This window comes from Pedobacter yonginensis (genome assembly GCF_003173595.1).
Classification (GTDB): Bacteria; Bacteroidota; Bacteroidia; order Sphingobacteriales; family Sphingobacteriaceae; genus Pedobacter; species Pedobacter yonginense.
The window spans coordinates 852,215-865,089 of the sequence record NZ_QGNZ01000001.1 but is presented as its reverse complement, the minus strand read 5'-3'; the positions used below and the strand labels follow the sequence as shown (position 1 = coordinate 865,089).

General features: G+C 37.3%; 9 protein-coding genes. 7 read left to right on the top strand and 2 right to left on the bottom strand.

The window, feature by feature from the left end; all coding sequences use genetic code 11:
* Nucleotide 1: 1 nt before the first annotated feature.
* From DHW03_RS03745 to DHW03_RS03730, 4 genes are all read left to right on the top strand, one after another.
* A complete protein-coding gene (locus DHW03_RS03745) occupies nt 2-2,089 on the top strand; it encodes a ComEC/Rec2 family competence protein (RefSeq protein ID WP_109924387.1) in 2,088 nt (695 codons plus the stop codon).
* Between the two features lies 1 nt (nt 2,090).
* A complete protein-coding gene (locus tag DHW03_RS03740) occupies nt 2,091-2,867 on the top strand; it encodes an enoyl-CoA hydratase/isomerase family protein (RefSeq protein ID WP_109924386.1) in 777 nt (258 codons plus the stop codon).
* A gap of 23 nt (nt 2,868-2,890) precedes the next feature.
* Nucleotides 2,891-3,571 carry a DUF4412 domain-containing protein gene (locus DHW03_RS03735; RefSeq protein WP_109924385.1) on the top strand — a complete coding sequence of 227 codons (681 nt, stop codon included), beginning with the start codon at nt 2,891-2,893 and terminating at the stop codon, nt 3,569-3,571.
* 147 nt (nt 3,572-3,718) lie between these two features.
* Nucleotides 3,719-5,884, top strand: a complete 2,166-nt coding sequence (locus tag DHW03_RS03730; protein ID WP_109924384.1) for a S9 family peptidase — start codon at nt 3,719-3,721, stop codon at nt 5,882-5,884.
* A gap of 31 nt (nt 5,885-5,915) precedes the next feature.
* On the opposite strand, the gene DHW03_RS03725 is transcribed toward DHW03_RS03730, so the two are convergent.
* Both DHW03_RS03725 and DHW03_RS03720 read right to left on the bottom strand, forming a co-directional pair.
* Nucleotides 5,916-6,626 carry a DUF3307 domain-containing protein gene (locus tag DHW03_RS03725; protein ID WP_109924383.1) on the bottom strand — a complete coding sequence of 237 codons (711 nt, stop codon included), beginning with the start codon at nt 6,624-6,626 and terminating at the stop codon, nt 5,916-5,918.
* The gene (locus DHW03_RS03720; RefSeq protein WP_109924382.1) at nt 6,626-7,237 is read right to left on the bottom strand and encodes a SatD family protein; all 612 of its coding nucleotides are present in this window, start codon (nt 7,235-7,237) and stop codon (nt 6,626-6,628) included. Before DHW03_RS03720 ends, DHW03_RS03725 begins: the two co-directional genes overlap by 1 nt.
* 181 nt (nt 7,238-7,418) lie before the next feature.
* Here DHW03_RS03720 and DHW03_RS03715 point away from each other — a divergent pair, with 181 nt between their 5' ends.
* The 3 genes from DHW03_RS03715 to DHW03_RS03705 all read left to right on the top strand — a co-directional run bounded on the left by DHW03_RS03715 (nt 7,419) and on the right by DHW03_RS03705 (nt 12,854).
* Nucleotides 7,419-8,474, top strand: coding sequence for a ligase-associated DNA damage response exonuclease (locus tag DHW03_RS03715; protein WP_109924381.1), 1,056 nt, complete (start codon nt 7,419-7,421; stop codon nt 8,472-8,474).
* Nucleotides 8,471-10,069: an ATP-dependent DNA ligase gene (locus DHW03_RS03710; protein ID WP_109924380.1), complete on the top strand. Its 1,599-nt coding sequence runs from the start codon at nt 8,471-8,473 to the stop codon at nt 10,067-10,069. Before DHW03_RS03715 ends, DHW03_RS03710 begins: the two co-directional genes overlap by 4 nt.
* Nucleotides 10,070-10,376: 307 nt before the next feature.
* Nucleotides 10,377-12,854, top strand: a complete 2,478-nt coding sequence (locus DHW03_RS03705) for a ligase-associated DNA damage response DEXH box helicase (protein ID WP_109924379.1) — start codon at nt 10,377-10,379, stop codon at nt 12,852-12,854.
* Nucleotides 12,855-12,875: the final 21 nt, after the last annotated feature.

Below are 12,875 nucleotides of genomic sequence, written 5' to 3'. Positions count from 1 at the left end.
TATGTTTAAAACGGAATATCCCTTTGCTCGAATCTTATTGCCCATGATTATGGGAATTGTGCTGTTCTATTTTTATTCAAATCCGTACAGCCTTACGGTACTGAAGGTTTTTGTATCGTTTTGCTGTTTATTTCTTTTATTCGTTAATCTGTACTATAAAAATCTTAATGCGCAACGCTTTAAAGGATTTGTAGGGATTTCAATCTTTACATTTTTCTTTATGTTGGGCGGTTTGCTTTGCGTGCTTAATAATGATCGGCTTGATGAACATTACTTCGGAGACAAAAAATTCTCACATTTAAAGATTTTGGTTCAAGATGAACCGGAGCAAAGCAATCAGATTCTTCGATTTAAGGCAACCGTAACAGGTGGCTACACCTCATTTAAACAACAAAGAGCAACTGGCCAGCTGTTAGTGGCCATAAAGTTAGACAGCCTCCATCCCATCAAATTACAATACGGTGATGAGTTAATCATTGCTGGAAAACATGTAGAAATTGAACCACCTTACAATCCATCAGAGTTTAACTTTAAGGGCTGGTTGGCCTCACAAAATATTTACAATCAGGCCTTTATTAATCAGATTCAGGTTATTAAAACACAAAGGAATAAAGGTAATCCGATTTTAGCGTTTGCGTTAAAGCTAAGGGAAAAGCAAATCAGCAAATATCGAAATCTGATTAAGAATGATGAAGCCTTTGCAGTGGCTTCTACTTTAATTTTAGGCTATCGAGCCAATTTGAGTCAGGAAACCTTGGCTGCCTATTCTAAAACCGGAACCATACATGCCCTGTCCGTTTCAGGAAGCCACGTGGCCATACTATTCTTAGTGTTAGATTTCTTTTTAGGTTTTCTAGAGAAGAAGAAATCGCTTAAAGTGCTGAAGTTCATTGTAATATGTACTTTAATTTGGGCCTACGCAACCATTACCGGCCTATCTCCATCAGTAATTAGGTCGGCGATTATGATTTCCATTTTTATTGCTTCTAAAACCTTTGCACAAAATAAGAATAGCTATAACATATTGGCCTTTGCGGCCTTCTGCCAATTGCTTTATAATCCCTTCCTAATTTGGGATGTGGGATTTCAATTGTCGTATATTTCCGTTTTTGGCTTAATCTACCTTCAACCTAAAATTTATAAATGGATTTTTGTTAAGAATAATTGGCTTGATAAAGTTTGGCAGCTTATTGCACTTTCTTTATCTGCCCAAGTAGTTACTTTCCCATTAAGTATTTACTATTTTCATCAGTTTCCTGTTTATTTTTTGTTGGGTAATTTGTTTATCGCCATCCCGTTATTTATCATCATGTTACTAGGAATCGCCATTTTAGTGCCGGTTCTGGATCACTTAGCACCCATTTTTGAATGGATCGTTGTCATTACAAATTACATATTAAAAAGGATTGCCGATTTACCCTACTCCACATTTTCTGCCTTATGGATTAATCTTCCAGAACTTTTGCTCTTAAGCCTTTCGCTCGGGCTATTCGTTTATTCCATGTCGAAATTTAACAAGAAAGCTTTATTTGCTGCACTCACTCTTTTTATAATTTACCAATCGCTGGTTATCTATAATGGTTTCAGCGCCAGCCAACAGAGAAAAATCATATTCTTTAGTCTTAGGAAACATTATGCCTGTGCTTTTATTTGTGCTCACACCGCAATTTTAGCAACAGATTTAACCGCTGACCATAAAAGCTATCAATATTTTGTTAAACCTGCTTTAGATGAAATGCAGATTAAAACCATTGATTTTATAGATCTCCGTCGAGATACCGCCATTAAAGGACTGATAAAAAAAGATCATCAAATTATTTTTGATAGGTATAAAATGTTATTGATTGATGAATCTCTAAACGGTAAAAAAATAAAACTTTCAGGATCGTTTTCGAGTTTATGGTTGCATAACAACACCAAATATAAATTAGAGCATAGTCCAACTGGGTTGTGTTACAGCTCATTAATCATTGATGCCAGCAATAAGGATTACAAGATTAGCCAGTTCAAATCTTTTGCAGATAATAATAAAAAAGGTGTTCACATTTTAAAGAAAAATAAAGCATATTTGATCGACCTAAGTGAATAGAATGGATAACATGGTATTATATCAGGTTGCGGATAGAGTCGCCACCATTACAATAAATCGCCCAGAAAAACGAAACGCCTTAAACCCACAACTTATTTCTGAACTTACAGAAGCTTTAATTGATGCCTCTGAAGATGATTTGGTTAAGGTAATTATCTTAAAGGCAAACGGCGATGCCTTTAGTGCTGGTGCCGATTTGGAATACCTTCAACAACTTCAAAACAACACGTTTGAAGAAAATGTAGCCGATTCAAATAAACTTAAAAAGCTTTTCACAACCATTTATTATTTACCAAAGGTGGTTATTGCCCAAGTTGAGGGTCATGCAATTGCTGGCGGTTGCGGTTTGGCCAATGTTTGCGATATTGTTTTTGCAACACCAGAAAGCAAATTTGGCTATACCGAAGTAAAAATTGGTTTCGTACCAGCCATAGTATCTTGCTTTTTGGTTCGTAAGGTAAGTGAAACCGTAGCCAAAGAAATACTGCTTACGGGTAAAAGTTTTAGCGCTCAACAAGCACTCGAATATAAATTGATAAATTTTGTAACAAATTCATCAGAAATTAATCTGAAGGTAAAAGAATTTGCTTTAAGTTTGTGTAACGAAAGTTCTGGAAACTCATTAAGCATAACTAAACAATTAATTACGCAAACCACAAATCCATCTTTAGAGAAAAGTTTAGAAACCGCTGTTCAAATCAATGCCCGAGTAAGAGAGAGCGATGATTTTAAAAAAGGCATTGCATCTTTCTTGAATAAAGAAAAAATTAACTGGTAAAACAAAAACTAAAAATAAACAACATGTTTAAATCAATCAAAACGAGCGTTGTAGCGCTTATCTTAGTTAGTGCCGCAATTATTGCACACGCACAGAAAAAAATCACAGAAGGAACGCTAACTTATGGTTTAGAATATAAACTTACAGATGAGCAAAAAGCGGCCATGGGTGGCCAAGAACCACCTGCAGAAGTTAAGGTTAAATTCAACAATGGTTTAACTAAAATTGAAATGGAGCAAGGACCAGCTCTAATCAGCATCATTTCAGATAATAATGAGAAAACAGGCTTAATTTTAGTTGATGTGCCAATTGCTCAAAAACAATATGCGGTTAAACAAACTAAAGCTGATGTAGAAACTGCTTTAGCAGGTATGGGTAAATACACTGATTTTAAGGCTACTGGCGAAAAACAAACGATTGCCGGTTACAACGCAGAAAAATACACTTATAAAGATGATAAGGGCGGTTCTCACGAATTATGGGCAACCAAAGATTTAGATTTACCAAATGTTGGTGCACAATCTTATTTCCCAGGCTTAGCAGCTTTTCCTGTTAAATACACAGTAACACAAAGAGGAATTGAAACTACCAATACTTTAAAATCAATTTCTGAAGCTAAAGTTGGTGCAATTTCAATCGCGGTGCCAACAGGTTACGAAGAAACAACCATGCAGGCATTAATGTCTATGGGTGGTGGCGAATAATTAATTCAACACCTTTTACAAAGGCTTTTTAACTACCGGCTTTTTATTAAATTAGCCGAAAGTTAAAAAGCTTTTTTTATGCCTGAAATTTTAACAAATCAGTGCATTCCCAAAAGCCAATCATAAAACCAAAACACCTCATTTTACATGAAAAACGTATTATTCAAATTATCAATCTTTGTTGTTGCGCTATGCAGTTTGGTTGATGTAAAAGCTCAAAGCATCAATTGGGCAAAGGATGGTAACTCCTATTACCAAATCTCCAGTGGCGAAATTGTATCCATTTCACCCCCTAAAAATGAAAGGAAGGTGGTGATTTCAAGAGCTATGTTAACCCCTGCTGGAACCAGTAATTCCATTGCTGTTCGAAGCTTTCAATTGTCGGCAGATGGAAGTAAAGCCTTAATTTACACCAACAGTAAAAAGGTTTGGCGTTACGATACACGAGGTGATTATTGGTTGGCTGATTTAACCACTAATAAACTTACTCAAATTGGTAAAGATAAGCCAGAATCATCATTGATGTTTGCCAAAATTTCTCCAGATGGAAGCAAAGTTGCCTATGTTAGCAAACACAATCTATATGTAGAAAATGTTGATGGAACAGGATCAAAAGCCTTAACAACAGATGGTACGGACCGATTAATTAATGGCACCTTTGATTGGGTTTACGAAGAAGAATTTGACTGCAGAGATGGCTTTAGATGGAGTCCTGATAGCAAAACCATTGCTTATTGGCAAATTGATGCCACGAAAATCAAAAACTTTTTAATGATCAATAACACCGATTCTATTTACCCTTACACCATTCCGGTAGAGTATCCAAAAGTAGGCGAAAATCCATCGGTTTGTAAAGTGGGTATTGTTGATGTTTCCTCTGCAAAAACAAATTGGTTAAACGTTCCGGGCGATAATGTGCAACATTATATTCCACGCATGCAATGGATTCCCAATAGTAATGAAGTGATTTTGCAACAACTTAACCGCGAACAGAATGAAAGTAAAATATTTGTGTGCAATGCCGCAACAGGCGATGCTAAAGCACTATATTCTGAAAAAGCAAAAGCATGGATTGATGCGCAAGATGAATGGAAATGGTTAAGCGACAATAAAGAATTTACCATTCTTTCAGAAAAAGACGGATGGAACCACCTCTACAGAATTAGCAGAGATGGTAAAAAAGAAACTTTGGTTACAAAGGGAAACTACGATGTTATCGACATTAAGTTAATTGATGAGAAAAATAACATGGTTTATTTCATGGCTTCTCCAACTAATGCTACCCAAAAATATTTGTATAAAACCAAGTTAGATGGAAAAGGCAAATTAGAATTGGTAACTCCCTCTATCCTACCAGGCACCCACAGTTATGATATTTCTCCAAATGCAGCCTTCGCCCGTCATACCTACAACAGTTCTGTAGTAAGACCCATTACCGAATGGATGAACTTTACTACCGGAAATCCATTTACCATGGATGGCAGCTTAACCACGCAATTATCCAAACAAGAAGCACCCAAAAACAAAGTAGAATTTTTTAAGGTGACCACTGAGGATGGTATTGAAATGGATGGCTGGATGAAGAAACCAGATAACTTTAACCCAGATAAGAAATATCCCGTTGTGTTTTATGTGTATGGCGAACCGGCCTCTCAAACCGCAGGCGACACTTATGGAGCCGGACGTAACTTTTTATATGCTGGCGATATGGCTAAAGATGGATACATTTATATTTCTATGGATAATCGAGGTGCTCCCGTTCCAAAGGGAAGTACTTGGCGTAAAAGTATTTACAAAAATATTGGTGTAATCAATATTCGCGATCAGGCCATGGCTGCTAAAAAATTATTGGCAAGCAATGCTTTCATGGATAAGGACCGTGTAGCCGTTTGGGGTTGGAGCGGTGGGGGTTCCTCTACCCTTAATTTGATGTTTCAATACCCAGAAATCTATAAAACAGGTATAGCCATTGCGGCAGTAGGTAATCAGCTCACTTATGACAATATTTATCAGGAGCGCTATATGGGTACACCTTTTCCAAGTAAAGAAGCTTATGTAAAAGGTTCGCCGGTTACTTATGCTAAAAACTTAAAAGGCAATTTACTTTACATTCATGGTACTGGCGATGATAATGTGCACTACCAAAATGCAGAAATGCTGATTAATGAGCTCATTAAAAATAAGAAGGTTTTCCAATTGATGAGTTACCCTAACCGTACCCACAGTATTTCTGAAGGTGATGGAACGAGTGAACACCTCTCGCTAACCTACACGAAGTTTTTGAAAGATAATTGTCCTCCAGGAGCAAGATAAGCACAAGAAAGCAACCTTCGGGTTGCTTTTTTTATGAGATGTACTGCAAGCTTAACATAGCAATACCAATTGCAATACCAAAACTCAGCAAGGTGCCAATTAGCACATATTCCGTTAATTTAATGTCGTGTGCATCCTTCAAATCGCCAAATCTGAAAATAGATTTTGCGCCTAGCAGGAAACCAACTGCCTCAAAATGATTGGTTAATATAAATAAGAAAATGAGTACACGTTCTAAAATACCAATATATTTCCCTGCACTTTGTAAAGATTGTGGGCTTTGTGGCTGATTTGTAGGAATCCATTTGGCTATAATTACCCGCATTAAAATTGAAGTTGGCATGGTTAAAAATAATGCTCCAGCAATAATAACCCAACTATTGGTATGGTTTAAAAAGCTAATATCAATGCTTCCTTTATAAAATAAATGCCATATGAAAACTATAGAGCTAAAGTGTACAACCTGATCTACGAAAAACAATATCCTCGCGTTCTTTTTAGTTTGAAATAAAGCTTTACATGCATCAATAATTAAATGAAGCAAGCCAATTGATAATGCCGCCCTCCATACATCAAAGCTCAGGAAAACAATAAATATCAACACAATATGAATCGCCACATGTAGATATAATTTTCCCGATTTCAGTTTTTTTGTTTCTTTATCTTTTACCCAAGAGTTTGGCTGTAAGAAGAAATCTCCTATTAAATGGGCGAGTATCAGTTTAATTAGGTAGATGTCCATTATTTTGAAATCTTTAGATTTAATTTTTTACGATAAAGCTTATCCATTTCCATAATTTCAGAATAATGTGCTCTCTTTAATGCCTCACTTACAGATGATTGTGTTCTGCCGGATCGAATAGCCAACTCACTTTGAACAATATTTTCATTTTCGAGAGCCAGCTTTACCATCTCGGCTGCCACAACGCCCCAACTATCCATAGCAATTAGTGCCAGCCTGATCAATACATTTATTTCTTCATCAAAATCTTGAAAATCTGTTTTTACAGCCAAATTAACTTTTGCCTGTTTTAAGCTGTCAAATGCAGATCCTGAGTTTACAAATACGTCTCCGCTTGATTCTGAAAGTTTTTTTCGTTTATTTTTAACAGTGCCAATTCCAATGCCCATTCGCACATCTGCCAGCTTATTTGCTCTAACACAAGCTTTTAAGTAAGCAGCCACTTTTATGGCATTTTCTGGCTGTACCTCTACTTGAAAACTATCCCCACGATAAATTTCCCACTTATTGTTTTCTCCAGAAACTACTTTTAAAGCTGTTTTCAAACTAAGTAGCCAACTATCTTTAATCTTTCTAGAGCCTATTATATCCCCTGTTATAATACAAATCATTATACTAATATAGCTTTAAATTATTAGTTGTCAAAAATTATCGGGTAATTAGCCGATAATCCAATTTATCGGGTAATTAGCCGATATTTCCATTTATCGGGTAATTAGCCGATATTGCTTTTTATCGGGCCCATGTGCGGTAAGACTAAAAACTAATAAAGAATATTATTGTTAATCAATCATGGCGTTAATCACATTCACTAAAAGAGGCATTTACTGCAAGCAAGGCGATTTTTATGTAGATCCATGGTGGCCTGTAGATTACGCCGTAACCACTCATGGCCATAGTGATCATGTTCGTTTTGGCAATAAATACTACCTCTGCCATACCCTAACTAAGCCAATAATTAAAAGACGAATTAGCGAAGATTTAAATGTAGAAACCTTGGCTTATGGCGAAAGTATTGTTAGAAACGGGGTAAACATATCTTTTTTTCCAGCAGGTCATATCATTGGATCATCGCAGGTGCGCTTGGAATATAAAGGTGAAATCTGTGTGATTTCTGGCGATTATAAAATAGAAGATGACGGCATTAGTGATGTTTTCGAACCCGTAAAATGCCACAGTTTTGTATCAGAAAGTACGTTTGGTCTTCCTGTGTATAAATGGCAAAAGCAAGATGTTGTTTTTAATGGTATAAAAAATTGGGTGGGTGATAACATTAATCAACAAAAAACCAGTGTTTTAATTGCCTATAGTTTAGGTAAAGCACAACGTTTAATTAAAAATTTAGCGGGTGATGTTCCGATATATGTGCATAATAGCATTGCCAACTTAAATGAAGTGATTATTTGCGCTGGCGTAAATCTTCCGGAAACAATCAGAATAACTCCAGAAACAACAAAAGAACAATTGCAAAAAGGAATTGTGATTGTACCACCCGCCATGAGAGACAGCCGCTGGATTAAAAATTTAAGTCACCCTGTTACAGGTATTTGTTCTGGATGGATGCAGGTGAGGGCTCATCGTCGCTGGCAAAGTGCGGATGCTGGGTTTGCATTGAGCGATCATGCAGATTGGCCAGGATTAATGGAAGCGATAACGGCTACAGGTGCAGAGAAAGTATATGTAACACACGGCTTTACAGCTGCTTTTAGTCGTTTTTTAAATGATAATGGAATCGAAGCATCTGAAGTGACCACCAAGTTCGGACAAGAAGACGACGAAGAAAATAAAGTTGATTTAGCGGATACCCAAGATGCTAATGTTGACATCAAAAATCAAAAGGCCGAATGAAACGCTTTGCTCAATTGATTCAGCAGCTCGAACTGAGCAATAAAACCAACGATAAAATCGCTGCATTGGTTAATTATTTTAACCAAGCAGATGATAAAGATAAAGTTTGGGTAATTGCATTGTTTACGGGAAAAAAGCCCAGAAGACCAATTAAATCGGCTTTGCTTAAATATTGGGCGATAGAAATTACCCAAACGCCAGAATGGTTATTTTCTGAAAGCTATTCTAACGTAGGCGATTTAAGCGAAACCATTGCTTTGCTCCTGCCCCCTGCCGAACAAAGCTCAGATCATCAATTGCACAAATGGATAGAAGATTTGCATCAATTGGAAGGAAAAGATGACGACACCAAAAAGAATTTCATATTAAACGTCTGGAATACTTTAGAAAACCAAGAACGCTTTATTTTTAACAAATTAATTTCTGGAAATTTCAGAATTGGCGTATCGAATAAAATGTTAGTGAATGCTTTGGCTAAGCAAAGTAGTTTGGATAGTGCGCAAATTATGCACAGCATTATGGGGAAATGGGATCCATACGAGATCACTTTCACGGAGCTCATCAATGGGATACACGTTAATACAGATAATTCTTGGCCATATCCATTTTGTTTAGCCTATGCGCTGGAAAACGAGCCTTCTAGCTTAGGTAGTTTGCAAGAGTGGCAAGCCGAATGGAAATGGGATGGCATTCGAGGTCAGATTGTAAAGCGTAATGGCGAGTTGTTTATATGGTCGAGGGGTGAAGAATTGGTTACAGAACAGTTTCCAGAATTACACTTTTTAATTGATATTTTACCAGATGGTGTGGTACTAGATGGAGAAATTTTGGCTGTGCAGGATAAGAACGTGCTGTCTTTTAGTACGTTGCAACAGCGTTTAAATCGCAAAACGATCAATAAAAAACAATTAGAAGATGCTCCAATTGGCTTTTTTGTTTACGATATTTTAGAATATGAAGCGCAGGATTTCCGTGAGCAGCCTTTAAGTGAGCGCAGAAAGGTTTTAGAGCAGCTTATTGGTAGCTTGGACGACAGTGCTGTCGTTTTATCGCCGGTAATTAAGTGTAATACTTGGGAAGAGTTGGCAGATTTAAGGCAAACTTCCAGATCGATTAATAGTGAAGGGATTATGCTTAAAAAGCTAAGCTCTCATTATCACAGTGGCAGAAAACGGGGCGATTGGTGGAAATGGAAGATTAATCCTTACACGGTTGATGCAGTAATGATTTACGCCCAAAAAGGTAGCGGGCGAAGGGCAAATTTCTTTACAGATTATACATTTGCCGTTAGAGATGGCGAAAATTTAGTAACGATTGCAAAAGCATATTCGGGCTTAACAGATAAGGAAATTAAAGAAGTAAACTCCTTTGTAACTAAAAATGCCATTGAAAAATTTGGACCCGTGCGAACCGTAAAGCCAGAGCTGGTTTTTGAAATTGCATTTGAGGGGATAGCAGAGAGCAAACGCCATAAAGCGGGCTTGGCCTTACGTTTTCCGCGAATTTTACGGTGGCGGAAAGACAAAAAGGCTGATGAAATTAATACTTTAGAAGATTTGAGACAGTTGTTGGCATCAACATTTATTAATGGCTAGAACTGAACCTCTTTTCACATTGATATCAATATTAATTTGTGCTTTGTACACTCCTACCAAGTTTTCTCGATATTTTACCTAAGTTCATTAAACCCGACAGCAGTGAAAATACTTTTTAAGTGCAGTTTTGGTGAAGGTGTGTTGGTGCTGAGGTACGAAGCACGAGTTACCGATGAAAACAATGCTTGAAAATCAGGTGAACAGGTATTGTTTAAAAAGATTGTAACGAATGGCGGGGCTGTGGTAACCAAAGAATTACTGTACTTGCTTTACAAAAAATAAAAATTAAATTAGTTCCTCAACATACATGGATCAATCGAAAACCAAAGGCTACAAAAAAATTAAGCAATGGCTTAAAGCCAATGGTCGGAAGCCGTTTAAATTTCAGGAAGATGCATGGCAACACTATTTGAATGGCTATAGTGGCTTAGTAAATGCGCCTACAGGATTCGGAAAAACGTTTTCTTTGTTTTTAGCAGTAGCTATAGAAGCCTTAAATGCTTCAGAAACAAGCAATAAAAAGGCGAAAGATCGCTTACAATTAATCTGGATTACTCCACTCCGCTCCCTGGCTAAAGACATTGCCAGAGCCATGCGCGAGACCTTATTGGAGCTGGAACTGGATTGGCACGTTGGCGTGCGCAATGGCGATACCTCACAAGCTGAAAAAGTACAGCAGAAGAAATCGATGCCCGAAATTCTTCTAATTACGCCTGAAAGTTTGCATCTTCTATTGGCGCAAAAAGGTTCATCAACATTGTTTAAAAATCTAAAATGTATTGTTGCTGATGAATGGCATGAACTTTTGGGCAGTAAACGCGGTGTGTTGGTAGAGTTGGCCGTATCTAGAATTAAAGGTTTACAAAAGTTAGAAAAAAACCAATTTTTAAGAGTTTGGGGCATTTCTGCTACCATTGGCAACATAGATGAAGCGCTTGATGTTTTAGAACCTAATGAAGCGGAGAAAAGAATTATTATAAAAGCCGACTTAGAGAAAAAAATCATTATTAAATCTATTCTACCAGATGACATTGAAACTTTGCCTTGGGCTGGGCATTTGGGCTTAAAGTTGGCTTATAAACTGCTGCCCATAATAGAAAAAAGCAAAACCACTTTAATTTTCATCAATACCCGTGGTCAGTCGGAAATGTGGTATCAACATTTGTTGAACATAGAACCGGAACTAGCAGGGAGGATTGCCATACACCACGGATCAATTGATTTTGAACTCAGGAATTGGATTGAAGATGCTTTACACACCGGGCAATTGAAGGCGGTTATTGCCACATCATCGCTTGATTTAGGGGTAGATTTCAAACCTGTGGATACGGTGGTACAAGTTGGTTCGCCAAAAGGGGTAGCCAGATTTTTGCAAAGGGCTGGTCGATCGGGCCACTCGCCCCACGAAACTTCGAAAATATATTTTTTGCCTACCCATGCCCTAGAGCTGGTTGAAGCAGCTGCAATTAAGGAAGCTGCCAAAACCAATAATATTGAAAGTAGAGAGCCTTTTATTATGGTTTTTGATACCCTGATTCAATACCTAGTTACTTTAGCTATTGGCGATGGTTTTGATGATAAAGTAATTTACCAAGAGGTTAAAAACACTCATGCTTTCAAATTGATTTTACCTGAAGAATGGGCCTGGGTAATGCAATTTATTACCTCTGGGGGCGATAGTTTGAGTGCCTACAACGAGTTTAAAAAGGTAACGAAAGATGAAGACGGACTTTGGAAAGTAAAAAGCAGGCAGTTGGCCATGCGTCATCGTTTACACATTGGTACCATCGTGAGCGATGCAATGTTGAAAGTGAAATTTATTTCTGGTGGTTATATTGGAATGGTTGAGGAATATTTCGTAACCCGTTTAAAAGCTGGAGACAATTTCAGATTGGCCGGACGGGTTTTGGAATTTGTTCAGGTAAAAGATATGACGGTGGTGGTTAGAGTAAGCAAGCAAAAAAATGCGATCTCCCCAAGCTGGAATGGTGGCCGTTTGCCATTATCATCCAATTTAGGTTCCGTACTAAGAAAAAAATATAACGAAGCGCTGGATAAGACCCATCAAGACGAAGAACTAGATGTTGTTTATCCCTTATTTCTTTTGCAAGAAAAAAGGTCGCATGTGCCTAGAAATGATGAATTGTTGATTGAATTGATTAACAATAAAGAAGGTTTTCATCTTTTTGCCTATCCCTTTGAAGGCCGCTTGGTACATGAGGTTTTGGCTGCGCTAGTGGCTTATCGATTGAGTAAACTTTTACCAATTAGCTTTTCTATAGCCATGAATGATTATGGTTTTGAATTGCTAAGCGACATTGAGATACCGATGGATGAATCTATCGCTTATGAGGTTTTTTCGCCTAAAAATTTAACAGAAGACATTACATTAAGCATTAATTCGACCGAAATGGCAAGAAGAAAGTTTAGAGATATTGCCTGTATTTCTGGCTTGGTGTTTCAAGGTTATCCGGGAAAATATGTTGCCAATAAACATTTGCAGTCATCCGCAGGTTTATTTTTTAATGTTTTTAGTGATTACGACAAACATAATTTACTTTTGCGACAAGCATACGATGAAGTGTTTTATCAGCAATTGGAAGAGCCAAGATTAGCTGCAGCTTTGGAGAGAATTCAAAATGGAGCAATCATCATTACGAATCCGAAAAGTTTTACACCACTATCTTTCCCTATTAAGGTAGATAGTTTAAGAGAGAACATGAGTTCGGAAGAGTTGGAACAAAGAATTGCTCGAATGAAAGCAGAATCGGAGAAAGTAAGATAATTGAAAACGAGCCTCAGGAAG